Source organism: Stenotrophomonas sp. AS012628 (genome assembly GCF_010608305.1).
Classification (GTDB): Bacteria; Pseudomonadota; Gammaproteobacteria; order Xanthomonadales; family Xanthomonadaceae; genus Stenotrophomonas; species Stenotrophomonas geniculata.
Window position 1 is genome coordinate 13,552 of the sequence record NZ_VMBJ01000039.1, and the last position, 15,699, is coordinate 29,250.

14 protein-coding genes are annotated in these 15,699 nt (G+C 65.9%); 7 read left to right on the plus strand and 7 right to left on the minus strand.

Annotation, left to right across the window (positions count from 1 at the left end; genetic code table 11):
• The first annotated feature begins 11 nt into the window (after positions 1-11).
• The 6 genes from G5A07_RS16015 (at position 12) to G5A07_RS16040 (ending at position 6,497) form a co-directional block, all read left to right on the plus strand.
• Positions 12-737: an ATP-binding cassette domain-containing protein gene (locus G5A07_RS16015; protein ID WP_010481339.1), complete on the plus strand. Its 726-nt coding sequence runs from the start codon at positions 12-14 to the stop codon at positions 735-737.
• A gap of 10 nt (positions 738-747) precedes the next feature.
• Complete coding sequence (locus tag G5A07_RS16020; protein ID WP_049411040.1) at positions 748-2,046, plus strand: ABC transporter permease; 1,299 nt, start codon at positions 748-750, stop codon at positions 2,044-2,046.
• A 20-nt stretch (positions 2,047-2,066) separates the two neighbouring features.
• The gene (locus G5A07_RS16025; RefSeq protein WP_010481336.1) at positions 2,067-3,284 is read left to right on the plus strand and encodes an FtsX-like permease family protein; all 1,218 of its coding nucleotides are present in this window, start codon (positions 2,067-2,069) and stop codon (positions 3,282-3,284) included.
• Between the two features lie 16 nt (positions 3,285-3,300).
• On the plus strand, positions 3,301-3,678 hold the full coding sequence (locus tag G5A07_RS16030; protein ID WP_019338856.1) for a PDZ domain-containing protein: 378 nt from the start codon (positions 3,301-3,303) through the stop codon (positions 3,676-3,678).
• Positions 3,679-3,801: 123 nt separating this feature from the next.
• Positions 3,802-5,148 (plus strand): sigma-54 dependent transcriptional regulator, encoded by a 1,347-nt coding sequence (locus tag G5A07_RS16035; protein WP_010481334.1) that lies wholly within the window; start codon positions 3,802-3,804, stop codon positions 5,146-5,148.
• A complete protein-coding gene (locus G5A07_RS16040) occupies positions 5,145-6,497 on the plus strand; it encodes an ATP-binding protein (protein ID WP_010481333.1) in 1,353 nt (450 codons plus the stop codon). Before G5A07_RS16035 ends, G5A07_RS16040 begins: the two co-directional genes overlap by 4 nt.
• A gap of 47 nt (positions 6,498-6,544) precedes the next feature.
• On the opposite strand, the gene G5A07_RS16045 is transcribed toward G5A07_RS16040, so the two are convergent.
• Together G5A07_RS16045 and glmU are read right to left on the minus strand one after the other, a co-directional pair.
• Positions 6,545-7,078 (minus strand): GNAT family N-acetyltransferase, encoded by a 534-nt coding sequence (locus tag G5A07_RS16045; protein ID WP_191863607.1) that lies wholly within the window; start codon positions 7,076-7,078, stop codon positions 6,545-6,547.
• Positions 7,047-8,414, minus strand: coding sequence for a bifunctional UDP-N-acetylglucosamine diphosphorylase/glucosamine-1-phosphate N-acetyltransferase GlmU (glmU, locus tag G5A07_RS16050; RefSeq protein WP_010481330.1), 1,368 nt, complete (start codon positions 8,412-8,414; stop codon positions 7,047-7,049). Before glmU ends, G5A07_RS16045 begins: the two co-directional genes overlap by 32 nt.
• 83 nt (positions 8,415-8,497) lie before the next feature.
• On the opposite strand from glmU, the gene G5A07_RS16055 reads away from it, so the two are divergent.
• Complete coding sequence (locus G5A07_RS16055; RefSeq protein ID WP_049481458.1) at positions 8,498-8,881, plus strand: GtrA family protein; 384 nt, start codon at positions 8,498-8,500, stop codon at positions 8,879-8,881.
• A 5-nt stretch (positions 8,882-8,886) separates the two neighbouring features.
• On the opposite strand, the gene G5A07_RS16060 is transcribed toward G5A07_RS16055, so the two are convergent.
• From G5A07_RS16060 to atpA, 5 genes are all read right to left on the minus strand, one after another.
• Positions 8,887-11,028 carry a hypothetical protein gene (locus G5A07_RS16060; protein ID WP_262102409.1) on the minus strand — a complete coding sequence of 714 codons (2,142 nt, stop codon included), beginning with the start codon at positions 11,026-11,028 and terminating at the stop codon, positions 8,887-8,889.
• A 175-nt stretch (positions 11,029-11,203) separates the two neighbouring features.
• The gene (locus G5A07_RS16065) at positions 11,204-11,626 is read right to left on the minus strand and encodes a F0F1 ATP synthase subunit epsilon (protein WP_005419509.1); all 423 of its coding nucleotides are present in this window, start codon (positions 11,624-11,626) and stop codon (positions 11,204-11,206) included.
• A gap of 113 nt (positions 11,627-11,739) precedes the next feature.
• Positions 11,740-13,146 (minus strand): F0F1 ATP synthase subunit beta, encoded by a 1,407-nt coding sequence (gene atpD / locus G5A07_RS16070; RefSeq protein WP_010481327.1) that lies wholly within the window; start codon positions 13,144-13,146, stop codon positions 11,740-11,742.
• Between the two features lie 38 nt (positions 13,147-13,184).
• Complete coding sequence (gene atpG / locus G5A07_RS16075) at positions 13,185-14,048, minus strand: F0F1 ATP synthase subunit gamma (RefSeq protein WP_010481324.1); 864 nt, start codon at positions 14,046-14,048, stop codon at positions 13,185-13,187.
• An 83-nt stretch (positions 14,049-14,131) separates the two neighbouring features.
• Complete coding sequence (atpA, locus tag G5A07_RS16080) at positions 14,132-15,679, minus strand: F0F1 ATP synthase subunit alpha (RefSeq protein ID WP_005411130.1); 1,548 nt, start codon at positions 15,677-15,679, stop codon at positions 14,132-14,134.
• Positions 15,680-15,699: the final 20 nt, after the last annotated feature.

Sequence of the window (15,699 nt, forward strand, 5' to 3'; positions counted from 1 at the left end):
GAGGACACCCCATGTACATGCTCGAAATGCGTTCGGTCGCCAAGGTCTTCCGCACCGAACAGGTGGAAACCCACGCACTGCGCTCACTGGAACTGCAGGTCAAGGAAGGTGAGTTCGTCGCGGTCACCGGCCCGTCAGGCTCCGGCAAGACCACCTTCCTCAACATCGCCGGCCTGCTGGAAACCTTCACCAGTGGCACCTACATGCTGGACGGCCAGGACGTGAGCACGCTGGGCGATGATGCGCGCAGCCGCCTGCGCAACCAGAAGATCGGCTTCATCTTCCAGGGCTTCAACCTGATCCCCGACCTGAACCTGTTCGACAACGTCGACGTGCCGCTGCGCTATCGCAAGATGAGCGCCAACGAGCGCCGCGAACGCATCGAGAAGGCGCTGACCCAGGTCGGCCTCGGCTCGCGCATGAAGCACTACCCGAACGAGCTGTCCGGCGGCCAGCAGCAGCGCGCGGCGATCGCACGTGCCCTGGCAGGCAGCCCGCGCCTGCTGCTGGCCGACGAACCGACCGGCAACCTGGACACGCAGATGGCCCGCGGCGTGATGGAGCTGCTGGAGGAGATCAACGCTGCCGGCACCACCATCGTGATGGTCACCCACGATCCGGAACTGGCCGCGCGCGCGCAGCGCAACGTGCACATCGTTGATGGCCAGGTGACCGACCTGGTGCGCGAGCCGGTGCTGGTCACGCCGCCGCGCCACATCGTCGCCGTCAACGAGTGAGGGCCCCACCATGTTCGCCTACTACGCCCGACTGGCGGTGCGCAGCTTCCGCCGCAACAAGGTCCTGACCGCGCTGATGGTGGTTGCCATCGCGCTCGGCATCGGCGCCTCGATGACCACCCTGACCGTGTTCCACGTGCTGTCCGGTGACCCGATTCCCGGCAAGAGCGACCGCCTGTTCTACGTCCAGCTCGACGCCGCGACCGGCGCCTACGTCGCCGGCGAGGAACCGGAAACCCAGCTGACCCGCTTCGACGGTGAAGCCCTGCTGCGCGAAGCCAAGGGCGAGCGCCAGGCGCTGATGAGCGGCGGCGGCGGCACCATCGAACCGGACAACAGCACCCTCAAGCCCTTCAGCATCGACACCCGCTGGACCTCGGCCGACTTCTTCCCGATGTTCGAGGTGCCCATGCAGTACGGCCGCCCCTGGACGCGCGAGGACGATGAAGGCCGTGCGCGCGTGGTGGTCATCTCCAAGGCGCTCAATGACAAGCTGTACCAGGGCGCCAACAGCGTGGGCCGCGACCTGCGCATGGAAGGCCAGAGTTACCGCATCGTCGGCGTGATGAAGGAATGGAGCCCGGAACCGCACTTCTACGACCTGACCACCGGCAGCTACGGCAAGAACGAAGACCTGCTGCTGCCGATCTCCACCTCCTTCGACCTGAAGCTGGGCAGCAACGGCAACATGAACTGCTTCGGCGAGAATCCGGACGGCAACAGCTATTCGCTCAACGCACCGTGCGCGTGGCTGCAGTACTGGGTGGAGATGGACCCGGCCAAGGCTGGCGACTACCGTCGTTACCTGGAGAACTACTCGACCCAGCAGCGCGAGGCCGGCCGCTTCAAGCATCCGCCGAACGTGCGCCTGCGCACCGTGATGGAATGGCTTGACTTCAACGGCGCGGTGCCCAGCGACGTGCGCCTGCAGCTGTGGCTGGCACTGGGCTTCCTGGGTGTCTGCCTGGTCAACACGGTGGGCCTGCTGCTGGCCAAGTTCCTGCGTCGCAGCGGTGAGATCGGCGTACGCCGCGCGCTCGGTGCCAGCCGCGGCCAGATCTTCCTGCAATGCCTGGTGGAAGCAGGTGCGGTCGGCGTGGTCGGTGGCGTGCTGGGTATCGGCCTGGCGCTGCTCGGCCTGTTCGCGGTGCGCCAGCAACCGGTGGAATACGCCAAGCTGGCCCACCTGGACGGCAACATGCTGCTGCTCGCACTGGGCCTGACCCTGCTCGCCAGCCTTGCTGCCGGTTTCCTGCCCGCCTGGCGCGCCATGCAGGTCACCCCGGCCATCCAGCTCAAGTCGCAGTAAGCACCCGAACGAGGACTCCCATGGACATCCGCCCCATCCTCAGCACGCTGCGCCGGCACAAGACTGCCGCTGCCCTGATCGTGCTGGAAGTCGCACTGACCTGCGCCATCGTCTGCAACGCGCTGTTCCTGGTCAGCCAGCGCGTGGAGAAGATCAGCATGCCCAGCGGCATCGCCGAGAGCGAACTGGTGATGCTGCGCGTCAGTGGCATCGGCAAGCAGACCGACGCCATGGCCCGCACCCGCGAGGACCTGGCATCGCTGCGCGCGATTCCTGGCGTCAGCAACGTCACCATCATCAACCAGGTTCCCTTCCGCAACGGCTCCTCCAGCAGCAGCATCTCGCGCGAGGTCGACCAGGAACGGCCGACCACCAACGCCTCGATGTACACCCTGTCCGAGAACGGGCTGGCCACGATGGGCATCAACCTGATCGCAGGCCGCGATTTCCTGCCCGACGAATACCAGAACTTCGAAGACGCCAGCAAGGGCGGCGCCAAGGAAAAGGCGATTCCGGTGATCTTCACCCAGGCCACCGCCGCCAAGATGGAACCCAACGGCAGTGCGCTGGGCAAGACCTACTACATGGGCAAGCAGCCGCTGCATGTGGTCGGCATCGTCGACACGCTCAGCACGCCCAATGGCTGGAATGACAACTGGACCAACTCGATGCTGCTGCCCATGCGGCGCACCTTCGATGAAGGTGGCACCTATGTGCTGCGCACTTCGCCAGAGCGCCGCCAGGAGGTCCTCGATGCCGGTGCCGCCGCGCTGGAACGCAACGATCCCAACCGGCTGATGCGCGACAAGCTGACCTATGAAGACCAGCGCAAGGACTTCTTCAAGAACGACCGCGCGATGGTCGGCCTGCTGATCACCGTCAGCATCTCGCTGCTGGTGGTCACTGCGCTGGGCATCATCGGCCTGGCCAGCTTCTGGGTGCAGCAGCGCAGCAAGCAGATCGGCATCCGCCGTGCGCTGGGCGCGACCCGCGGGCAGATCCTGCGCTACTTCCAGACCGAGAACTTCCTGCTGGCCTCGCTGGGCATCGTGCTGGGCATGCTGGCGGCCTACGCGATCAACCTGGCGCTGATGAACCTGTACGAGCTGCCGCGCATGCCGCTGTACTACCTGCCGCTGGGTGCGCTGCTGCTGTGGGTGCTGGGCCAGATCGCGGTGTTCGGTCCGGCACGGCGCGCGGCGGCGGTACCGCCTGCGGTCGCCACGCGGGGCGCCTGAGATGCGTGCCTGCGCGATGTGCCTGATGCTGCTCCTGCCGCTGCCGGCGCTGGCCGGCGGTGGCAACGCGCAGACACTGGAATGGCGCCAGGATGCCGCGCGGCTGTCACTGCGCTCGACCGAGGGCCAGGTGCGCGTGGAGGCTGCCAGCCCGGAAGCACGCTTCGGCGTGCGCAGCGGTGATCGCATCCTCCGCGTGGACGACACGGCGGTGCGCCGGGTCGAACATCTGGCCGAGGCACTGCGCCATTCCCACGCTGCCACCGCCTATCTGTTGCTGCGCCGCGACAGACGCGAACTGACGGTGGCGGTCGACGCCGCAGCCTGGCGCCAGGCACTGGAAGTGCCGCCGCCACCTGCGCCGCCAGCGCCCCCGGCGCCCCCCCGGCGCTGAGCAGGGGCCGCTCCTGCACAGCCACGGGTTTGGCTATGCTTGATGGGTGGCGCCGGGCTCTCCCGGTGCGTGGACACGAACGGCTCCAACGGCGCCGCCCATCCCTTTCTGCAGAACCGTTTGATGCCTGCGATCCTGATCATCGACGACAACGCCAGCGTGGGTACCGCGCTGGACGTACTGTTCTCCCTGCACGACATCGACACCCTGCAGGCGCAGACGCCCGCCGACGGGCTGGCGCTGCTCGAATCTCAGCCGGTCGACCTGGTCATCCAGGACATGAACTTCAGCGAGGACACCACCTCCGGCGAGGAAGGCGAGGCCCTGTTCGCGCAGATCCGCGCGCGCCATCCGGACCTGCCGGTGATCCTGCTCACGGCGTGGACCCATCTGAGCAGCGCCGTGGACCTGGTCAAGGCCGGCGCCGCCGACTACCTGGCCAAGCCCTGGGACGACCGCAAGCTGATGACCACGGTCAACAACCTGCTGGAACTGTCCGAGGCGCGCCGCGAACTGGACCGGCGCCGCAGCCGTGAACTGCACCAGCGCAACGCACTGGAAGAGAAGTACGACCTGTGCGGCGCGGTCTTCGCCGACCCCGCCAGCGAGCGCGTGATCGCGCTGGCCTGCCAGGTCGCACGCTCGGAACTGCCGGTACTGATCACCGGCGCGAACGGTGCCGGCAAGGAAAAGATCGCGCAGATCATCCAGGCCAATTCCCTGGTGGCCAAAGGGCCGTTCGTGGCAGTCAACTGCGGCGCGCTGCCCTCGGAACTGATCGAAGCCGAACTGTTCGGTGCCGAAGCCGGTGCGTATACCGGCGCCAACAAGGCCCGCGAAGGCAAGTTCGAGGCCGCCGATGGCGGCACCCTGTTCCTGGATGAGATCGGCAACCTGTCACTGGGCGGGCAGATGAAGCTGCTGCGCGTGCTGGAAACCGGCCGCTTCGAGCGCCTGGGCTCCAACCGCGAGCGCCAGGTCAAGGTCCGCGTGGTCAGCGCGACCAATGCCGACCTGCCGGCGATGATCCGCGACGGTACCTTCCGCGAAGACCTCTATTACCGCCTCAACACGGTGGAACTGGTGCTGCCGCCGCTGGCCGAACGACCGGGCGACATCGTGCCGCTGGCCGAGCGCTTCCTGACCGCTGGCAAGCCGTTGTCCACTGCGGCCACCGCGGCCTTGCAGCGGCACCCCTGGCCGGGCAACGTGCGCGAGCTGCGCAACGTGATCCAGCGCGCCGAGCTGCTGGCCACCGGCAACCGCATCGAAGTGGCCGATCTCAACCTGCCGCGCGCAGCCGCCACACCGCGCCCGGCCCCCAGTGCGGGCAATGATCCCGACCGTGCACGCATCGAGGATGTGCTGGCGCGCAACCATGGCGTCATCGCCCAGGCCGCCGCAGAACTCGGCCTGAGCCGCCAGGCGCTGTACCGGCGCATGGACCGCCACGGTATTCCCCGCGAATGAAACGGCGCTCGTTCACTTTCCGCCTGTTCCTGCGCCTGCTGCCGGTATTGGCACTGGCGGCGGCACTGCCGTGGCTGCTGGCCTACTGGATGGACCATGGCTGGGTGGTGACCACGGTGTCGGCGTTGATCCTGCTGTCGTTGATGTGGTGGACCCTGCGCCGGGCGACCGCCCCGGTGCGATCTCTGATGCGGGCCCTGGCGGGTACCACCAGCAGCTATCGCGACGGCGAGTACAACTTCGGCGTGCACTGGCCGGGGAACGACGAGCTGGGCGACCTGGTGCAGGCCCACCGCGAACTGGGCGATGTACTGCGTGAGCAGCGGCAGGGCCTGGTGCAGCGTGAACTGCTGCTGGACACAATGGTGCAGAACACGCCGGTGGCGATGCTGCTGATCGCCTCCGGCGGTGATGGCATCGCCCGGGTGGTGTTCTCCAATCTGGCGGCACGCAAGCTGCTGCATGGCGGCTGGAAGCTGGAAGGCCAGCGCCTGGAGGACGTGCTGGAACAGGTGCCGGTGGAACTGCGCGATGCCATCGCCCGTGGCGGTGACAGCCTGTTCGCGGTGCATGCCGAGGGCGAGGACGGCGACGAGGATGACGAGCAGGTCTACCACCTCTCGCGCCGCGCGTTCCAGCTCAACGGCCGCCCGCACGACCTGTTGCTGGTGCGGCTGCTGACCGCCGAACTGCGCCGCCAGGAAGTGCAGACCTGGAAGAAGGTGATCCGGGTGATCAGCCACGAGCTCAACAACTCGCTGGCGCCGATCGCTTCGCTCGCCCATTCCGGCGGCGTGCTGGTGCAGCGTGAGCGCTTTGACCGGCTGCCCGAGATCTTCACCACCATCGAGGACCGGGCGCGTCACCTGGAAGGCTTCATCCGTGGCTACGCACGCTTTGCCAAGTTGCCGCAGCCGCAACTGCAGACCGTGCACTGGGCCCCCTTCCTGTCCAGCCTGCGCCAGCAGATCCCGTTTACCATGGAGCGCGAGCCGGACGAAGAACTGAGCAGCCGCATCGACATCGCGCAGTTCGGGCAGGCGCTGCTGAACCTGTTGAAGAACGCGCACGAAGCCTGCGCCGAAGCAGAGCCCCCAAACGATGACGTACAGGTGCAGCTGACGCGGCTGCCGCAGTGGCTGCGGCTGGACGTGCTGGATCGTGGCAAGGGCATGAACGAGCAGGTGCTGCAGAACGCACTGATGCCGTTCTATTCGACCAAGCGCAATGGCACCGGGCTGGGGCTGGCCCTGACCCGCGAGATCGTGGAGGCCCACGGTGGTCGGGTGTCGTTGCAGAACCGCGGCGATGGCGGGCTGTGCGTGTCGATTCTGTTGCCGGTGGGCTGAGCGGGCAGATCCACGCCATGCGTGGACGTGCCGACCAAGGTCGGCACCTACCAGACCTGCCGCATCGCCACCCGCAGGTGCATCGGGAACCCAAGCGCGGCTTCTTCGGCCATCACCGCACGCAGGCCATCGTTCCACTGCGCCTCGGGCACTACCTCGAACCCTTCACTGGCATAGAAGGCCGCATTCCACGGCACGTCGGACAACGTGGTCAGCACCGCTGCCCCGTAGCCGCCAGCCCTGGCCTGTGCCAACGCATGGCGCAACAACACGCGACCATGACCGCGGCGCGCGTGCGCGGGATCCACGTCCATCTGCAGCACATGGAAGTCACCGCACAGCTCACCGGCCAGCAGGTAGCCCGCGATGCCACCGTCAGCCGCATCCACCACCCACAACTGGCCACGTTGAAGGCCATCCTGCAGCGTCGGCAGGTCCAGGCCATGCCCGGCAAATACCGGGTAGGCCTGGTGCCCCTTCAGCAGTTCACCGGCACGTTGCTCAATTGCCGGCAGCATGTCGAGTTCGTCGGCGTGCGGGATGCGTGGCTCAGGACTTCTTGAGCGGGCGCTTCCAGCCATCGATGGTTTCCTGTCGTGCACGTGCCAGCGTCAGCTTGCCATCCGGGGCGTTGCGGGTGATGACCGAACCGGCAGCGATGGTGGCGCCCTCACCGATCAGCACCGGTGCCACCAATGCGCTGTTGGAACCGATGAAGGCGTTGTCGCCGATGGTGGTGGTCGACTTGTTCACGCCGTCGTAGTTGCAGGTGATGGTGCCGGCACCGATGTTCACCTTGCTGCCGATCACCGCGTCGCCCAGGTAGGTCAGGTGATTGGCCTTGCTGCCAACACCGAGAGTGACCTTCTTGGTCTCGACGAAGTTGCCGACATGCACGCCATCGGCGAGCACTGTACCCGGGCGCAGCCGTGCGAACGGCCCCACCAATGCAGCACCTTCGGTGACCACGCCTTCCAGGTCGCAATGCGCGCGCACTTCGGTGCCCGGGCCAAGATTGACGTCCTTCAGCCGGTTGAACGGGCCCACGGTGACGCCGTCGCCGAGCACGATATTGCCTTCCAGAACGACGTCGACATCGATCAGCACGTCGCTGCCCACGGTGACGGTGCCACGGATATCCAGGCGTGCCGGGTCACGCACGCGCGCGCCCTGCGCGCACAGGGCCCGAACCGCACGGCGCTGCCAGGCACGCTCCAGCTGCGAAAGCTGCCAGGGATCATTTGCCCCTTCGGCTTCCTGCGCGTCGGCCACCAGCGCCATCTCGGCCGGGGTGTACTCGTGCGCGGCAAAGGCGAACACGTCGGTCAGGTAGTACTCGCCCTGCGCGTTGCTGTTGGACAGCTGCGACAGCCAGCGCCGCAGCGCGGTCGACTCGGCGGCAATGATGCCGGTGTTGATCGTGCGCACACGCAGCTGGTCGTCGGTGGCGTCCTTCTGTTCGACAATCGAGCCGACCTTGCCTTCGGCATCGCGCAGCACGCGGCCGTAACCGGTCGGGTCATCGACATCGGCGACCAGCACCGCCAGTCGACCCGGCTGTGCCAGCAGGTCGCGCAGGGTCTGCGCGCGGATCAGCGGCACGTCGCCGTACAGCACCAGCACCTGCGCGGCGTCGGGCACCTGCGGCATCGCCTGCGCGACGGCGTGCCCGGTACCGAGTTGCTGTGCCTGCTCGGCCCATTGCAGATCGGGCTGGTCGGCGAAGTGCTGGCGCACCGCTTCACCGCCATGGCCGTAGACCACGTGGATCGCGGCCGGCTGCAGCTCGCGGGCGGCATCGATCACATGCGCCAGCATCGGCTGGCCAGCGATCGGCTGCAGCACCTTCGGCAGCACCGACTTCATGCGCTTGCCCGCGCCGGCGGCGAGGATGATGACGTGCAGGGCTTGGGTCATGGGAGCAGCAGTCCGTAGTTCGTTGCCGGTGATTCTAGAGCGTGGGCCGTTAACATGTGCATCCCACCTCCTTCACCACGCTGATGGGCCTCGTTCGCCAGGGAAGCACCTATCTCGTCATCGGGCTCGTGCAGCTGCTGCTCGACTGGCTGGTGTTCGTCGCCGCGACCGCGCTGGGCCTACCCGTGGTGCCAGCCAACATTGCCGGTCGACTGGCCGGGATGCTGCTGGGCTTCTGGCTCAACGGCCGTTACACCTTTGCCAACGCAGGTGACGCGCGCCATGGCTGGCGTCGATTTTCACGTTTCCTGGGGATCTGGGCCGCCCTTACCGCGGCCAGCACGGTGCTGGTCGCTTTGACCAGCCGCCACCTTGGATTGGATTGGGCCTGGCTGGCAAAGCCGCTGATCGAAGGTGGGATCGCTTTGATCTCCTTCCTGCTCCTGCGCCATGTGGTCTTCCGCTGAGACCTTCAGCCTGCTCCACCCTTCGCGAATCGCTTCCGCAACCCATCCCGCCATAGCTGCAGGGGACTGTATCCAAGTTCCACGCGATGCCGCCCCGCGGGCACGCACACCGCGTGGAAAAGCCCATTGGCACGCATCAGCGGCAACGACGCTCCGCCATCCAGGCGGGCCTGCCAACCCTGGGCGGTCACCTCATTGATCACCAGCCACGCCGGATGCTCGGCGTTCACGTCAAGGGCAATCCATCCGGGCTGATAGGCCTGCGAGAGCACCTTCAGCTGGCCTGCCTCACGATCAGGGCAGTCCGTCTGCTGCCCGCTGGGCAGCCAGACCACCTGGCTGAAGTCCGTCTGGTTGAACTCAGCGGCCGGTGGCAGGCGTTCAAGGTGCCGTTGCACGCGTTGCGGGTTGAGCGTACGCGGCAGCACACTGCCACGTAGCGCCAGCTGCACGTCGCTGCCTTGGTCATCGGACCCTGCAAACGGCTCCGGTGACAGCAGCCAGCGGACCCCCAGCAGGTCGTACACGGGGGCATCCATGTCTGGCGCCCAAGGGGTCGTTGCCTTCTGTTGGAAGGCAGCCACGGGCTCTGTCGGCATGCCGACCATCTGCTGGTAGTCACTGGACAGCAGCGGGTTGTAGCCATTGGCCAGTGGAATCGCGTGCACGGCCGCGCCATTGGTCAGCACACCGATGCCGAAAACGATGGCGCGCTCGGGCAGGCCTGCGCTCCGCTCGGCAGCGAGCAACGCATACGCGCGCTGCGTGGCGCCATTGCGCTCGGCCGTCATTACCGGCGGACGGGCACCCGATGTATTGAAGCGTGCTCCTACGTTGAACAGCAGCATGTCGAACACGACCAGTGCGATCAGCCACCGCATCGGAGCCGGGTGCCGGCGCAGCAGCTGCACTGCGGCAATGCCGATGCCGGCACTGGCCGCCAGCCACGCGAAGGCGTCCAGATGCCCGTGGCTCACGGCCAGCCAGGAGGCAACGGACACGAGGACAACGACCACCCCAAACGACACCCGATGCGGGCGCAGTGCGCGCTTTTCCAGCGCGACCTGCAACGCCTGTGCCCCCAGCCAGGCCGCCGCCGGTACCGCAAGGAACAGCGCATCGGAGGGCCGTCGGAACAGATCAAGACCGGGCAACCCGTTGAAGAGCCACGCGAACAGCGGCGTGACGTCACCCAGGGCGACCAGCGTCGTCAACAGCAGTACGGTCAGTGCCACACAGGTGGCGCGTCGCTGCCGGTGCACAACGCTGCCACCCCAGGCCAGCCAGAGCGCAAGAGGCACCGCGCCGAAATAGAGGTAGTCGGTGCTGATGTCGCCGAAGGACCAGCTGGTCCCACGCACCTGTGAGAACACATTCCCCGAGAGCACTGTCACCAGTCCCTGCCAGTGCATCGCACCGGCCAGCGCCGTCTCCAGGTTCATGCCATCTCGATTGGTGTCCCCCAGCCAGGCCAACGTGGAAAGCCACTGGGGGGCGCTCACTGCTGCGGCGATCAGGGCGACCGCGGACAGCTGCAATGCGAGGAGGAGTCGCTTGCCCGTTGCCCAAAGCACTGCACCTACGGCATACACGGCACACGCAAGGATGATGAAATAGGTCACCTGGGTCAGCTGCAGCGCACACAGGCCTCCTGCGAGTCCCGCCAGCAGCACGTCACGCGCGCGGCCCTGGTTCCGAACATTCGACAGGCCCAGCCAGATCCAGGGAAGCAGGCTGTAGCTGACGATCATCGGCGTGTGCTGCAGGCGGGAGGCTGCCACCGCACCGAACATCAGCACCATCGCAAAGAACCACTGTGCGGGTGCAGAAAGACCGAATGAACGCGCCAGGCGCAGGGCGCCGAAGCCACCCGCCAGCACATGCAGCAGCACCACCGCGGTGAACAGATGCAACGACGCGGGCGCCAGCAGCATCGGCAGGACCATGGTCGGTTGCAGCGTCATCATCTGCGGATCGGCGATCTGCGGATAGCCACCGAACAGGTAGGGATTCCACCAAGGGGCCTGCAGGTTCCGAAGCTGCTCGGCACTGAAACTGACCGCCGGGAAGAACTGCTGCACGGCGTCGTACGGAATGACCTTGGTACCGATCAGCCACGGCAGGCACAGCAGCAGCCAGCTTGCCACCCACAGCGTTTCAGGCCGAGCCCATCGGGTGCGGGCTGCATCCGTGGCGCCGATGCTCGTGGTCGATGCGTACTGCATTCCGTGCATGCCTCCCTTCTCCTCAACGAAAATCGCCGGCACTGAGCCGGCGATCTTCCATCACTACCGGCGTTGCTGCCGATGGTTCCCGAGCACGTCAGTGCTTGAGGTTCTTGCGCAGGCGCTCCAGCGCCTGCAGCTGGACAACGGCTTCAGCCAGCTTCTGCTGGGCCTCAGCCACTTCCATCGCCTCGCCGCGGTTGGCCAGGATGCGCTCGGCTTCTTCCTTGGCCTTGCGGACCGAGGCTTCGTCGATGTCCTGCGCGCGGATCGCGGTGTCGGCCAGCACGGTCACCACCTGCGGCTGCACTTCCAGGATGCCGCCGGAAATGGCGAAATCCAGCTGCTCGCCGTTCGGCGTGGTCACCACCACCTTGCCCGGCTTCAGGCGGGTGATCAGCGGCGCGTGCTTGGGCGCGATGCCCAGTTCGCCCAGCTCACCGGTGGCCACGACCAGGGTCGCTTCGCCACGGAAGATTTCCTGCTCGGCGCTGACGATGTCGCAACGGATCGTGCTCATGCAAATCTCTTCGCTGTTCGCGGCGGCGCAATGCCACCGTGGGGGTCCACCGGCGCGGGCGGTTGCCCGGCGCCGGCGTCAGGTCGGGCAGGATCGCTCCCGCCCGTCCCGGATCAGGCCTTCTCGGCCATCTTCTTGGCCTTCTCGACCGCTTCTTCGATGCCGCCGACCATGTAGAACGCCTGCTCCGGCAGGTGGTCGTACTCGCCATCAACGATGGCCTTGAAGCCACGGATGGTGTCCTTCAGCGGCACGTACTTGCCCGGCGAACCGGTGAACACTTCGGCCACGTGGAACGGCTGGCTGAAGAAGCGCTCGATCTTACGGGCGCGCGACACGGCCTGCTTGTCCTCTTCGGACAGCTCGTCCATGCCCAGGATCGCGATGATGTCCTTCAGTTCCTTGTACTTCTGCAGGGTCTGCTGGACGCGCTGGGCGGTGTCGTAATGCTCGTGGCCGATGACCAGCGGGTCCATCTGGCGGCTGGTGGAGTCCAGCGGATCGACGGCCGGGTAGATACCCAGCGAGGCGATCGAACGCGACAGGGTGACAGTCGAGTCCAGGTGGGCGAAGGTGGTCGCCGGCGACGGGTCGGTCAGGTCGTCCGCGGGAACGTAGACGGCCTGGATCGAAGTGATCGAACCGTTCTTGGTCGAGGTGATGCGCTCCTGCAGGACGCCCATTTCCTCGGCCAGGGTCGGCTGGTAACCCACGGCCGACGGCATACGGCCCAGCAGTGCCGACACTTCGGTACCAGCCAGGGTGTAGCGGTAGATGTTGTCGACGAACAGCAGGACGTCCTTACCCTTGCCGTTTTCGTCCTTCTCGTCGCGGAAGTACTCGGCCATGGTCAGGCCGGTCAGGGCGACGCGCAGACGGTTGCCCGGCGGCTCGTTCATCTGGCCGTACACCATCGCCACCTTGTCGAGGACGTTGGAGTCCTTCATTTCGTGGTAGAAGTCGTTGCCCTCACGGGTACGCTCACCCACGCCGGCGAACACGGACAGACCGCTGTGCGCCTTGGCGATGTTGTTGATCAGTTCCATCATGTTGACGGTCTTGCCGACGCCGGCGCCGCCGAACAGGCCGACCTTGCCGCCCTTGGCGAACGGGCACATCAGGTCGATGACCTTGATGCCGGTTTCCAGCAGTTCGGTGGCCGGGGACTGGTCTTCGTACGACGGGGCCGCACGGTGGATTTCCCAGCTGTCGCTGGCGGCCACCGGGCCGGCTTCGTCAATCGGACGGCCGAGCACGTCCATGATGCGGCCCAGGGTGCCAGCGCCGACCGGCACGGAGATGCCGCGGTTGGTGTTGGTGGCAACCAGGTTGCGCTTCAGGCCGTCGGTGGAACCGAGGGCGATGGTACGCACCACGCCGTCACCCAGCTGCTGCTGGACTTCGAGGGTGATTTCGGTGTTGTCGACCTTCAGTGCGTCGTACACCTTCGGCACCGACTCACGCGGGAATTCGACGTCGACGACCGCGCCGATGATCTGAACGATCTTGCCCTGACTCATTGCTGCATCCTCTAAATGTGTGCTTTGAACGAACGCGGTCAGACTGCTGCCGCGCCGCCGACGATTTCGGAGATTTCCTGGGTGATCGCTGCCTGGCGCGCCTTGTTGTAGACGAGCTGGAGGGTGCCGATCAGCTTGTTGGCGTTGTCGCTCGCCGCCTTCATCGCAACCATGCGTGCGGCATGCTCGGAGGCGACGTTTTCCAGCAGTGCCTGGTACACCAGCGACTCGATGTAACGCGTCATCACGTGCTCCAGCACGGTCGCGGCATCGGGTTCGTACAGGTAATCCCAGTCGTGGTGAGCGACCTGCTTCTCAGCCGGCGGCAGCGGCAGCAGCTGATCGAAGCTGGCCTTCTGCACCATGGTATTCACGAAGCGGTTGTAGACCAGGTACACGCGGTCGACCTTGCCTTCGGTGAAGGCGTCGAGCATGACCTTGATCACACCGATCAGCGATTCCAGCTTCGGCACATCGCCGATGTGGGTCACGCTGCCGACCATGTTGACCTTCACGCGGCGGAAGAAGGTCGATGCCTTCTGGCCGATGGTCACCAGGTCCACTTCCGCACCCTTGTCCTGCCATGCCTTGGCTTCGCCCAGCATCTTGCGGAACAGGTTGTTGTTCAGGCCGCCGGCCAGGCCGCGATCGGAGGAGATCACGATGAACCCGACCCGCTTGACCTGCTCGCGCTCGACCAGGAACGGATGCTGGTAGTCGGTGCTGGCCTGGGCCAGGTGGCCGATCACCTGCTTCATCGCCTGCGCGTACGGACGCGAGGTCTTCATCCGATCCTGCGCCTTGCGGATCTTGGAGGCCGAGACCATTTCCAGGGCGCGCGTCACCTTGCGGGTGTTCTGCACGCTCTTGATCTTGGTTTTGATTTCGCGTCCGCTTGCCATCTCTTGTTTCCCGTGGCGCGGGGCTGATGCCCCGCGTTGTTCAACCGTTTGAGCGGGGCGAGCCCCGCTCTACGAGCGCTGGATTACCAGCTGCCGGTGGTCTTGAACTCGGCGATGCCCTTCTTGAAGGCACCTTCGATGTCGTTGTCCCAACCGCCGGTGGCGTTGACCTTGCTGACCAGTTCGCCCTGGGTGTTGGCGAAGTGGGCGTGCAGGCCTTCTTCGAACGCCAGCAGCTTGTTGACCGGCACGTCGTCGAGGTAACCCTCGTTGACGGCGTAGATCGACAGCGCCTGGTTGGCGATCGACATCGGCGCGTACTGCTTCTGCTTCATCAGCTCGGTGACGCGCTGGCCACGCTCCAGCTGCTTGCGGGTCGCCTCGTCCAGATCCGAGGCGAACTGCGCGAACGCAGCCAGCTCGCGGTACTGGGCCAGCGAGATACGGATGCCGCCCGACAGCTTCTTGATGATCTTGGTCTGGGCCGAGCCACCGACGCGCGACACCGAGATACCGGCGTTCACGGCCGGGCGGATGCCGGCGTTGAACAGGTCGGTTTCCAGGAAGATCTGACCGTCGGTGATCGAGATCACGTTGGTCGGAACGAAGGCGGACACGTCGCCGGCCTGGGTTTCGATGATCGGCAGCGCGGTCAGCGAACCGGTCTTGCCGGTGACCTTGCCTTCGGTGAACTTCTCGACGTATTCCTCGGACACGCGGGCAGCGCGCTCGAGCAGGCGGGAGTGCAGGTAGAACACGTCACCCGGGTAGGCTTCACGGCCCGGCGGGCGCTTCAGCAGCAGCGAGATCTGGCGGTAGGCAACGGCCTGCTTGGACAGATCGTCGTACACGATCAGCGCGTCTTCGCCGCGGTCCATGAAGTACTCACCCATGGTGCAGCCCGAGTAGGCGCTGATGTACTGCATGGCAGCCGATTCGGAAGCGGTCGCGGCCACCACGATGGTGTGGGCCAGCGCGCCGTTCTCTTCCAGCTTGCGCACGATGTTGGCGATGGTCGAAGCCTTCTGGCCGATCGCAACGTACACGCACTTGATGCCGGTGCCCTTCTGGTTGATCACCGCATCGATCGCCATCGCGGTCTTGCCGGTCTGGCGGTCACCGATGATCAGCTCGCGCTGGCCACGGCCGATCGGGATCATCGAGTCGACCGACTTGTAACCGGTCTGCACCGGCTGGTCGACCGACTTGCGCCAGATCACGCCCGGAGCGACACGCTCCACCGGAGCGGTCAGGTCGGTGCCCAGCGGGCCCTTGCCGTCGATCGGTTCGCCCAGCGCGTTCACGACGCGGCCCAGCAGCTCCGGACCAACCGGCACTTCCAGGATGCGGCCGGTGGTCTTGGCGACGTCGCCTTCGCGCAGGTGCTCGTAGTCACCCAGCACCACGGCGCCGACCGAGTCGCGCTCCAGGTTCAGGGCCAGGGCGAAGGTGTTGTTCGGCAGTTCGATCATTTCGCCCTGCATCACGTCGGCCAGACCGAAGATGCGCACGATGCCGTCGGACACGCTGGTCACGGTGCCTTCGTTGCGCGATTCCGCGGCCAGCTTGACCTTCTCGATGCGGTTCTTGATCAGTTCGCTGATTTCGGAGGGGTTGAGCGTGGTTGCCATCGTCAAGTCCTAGTGCCGGC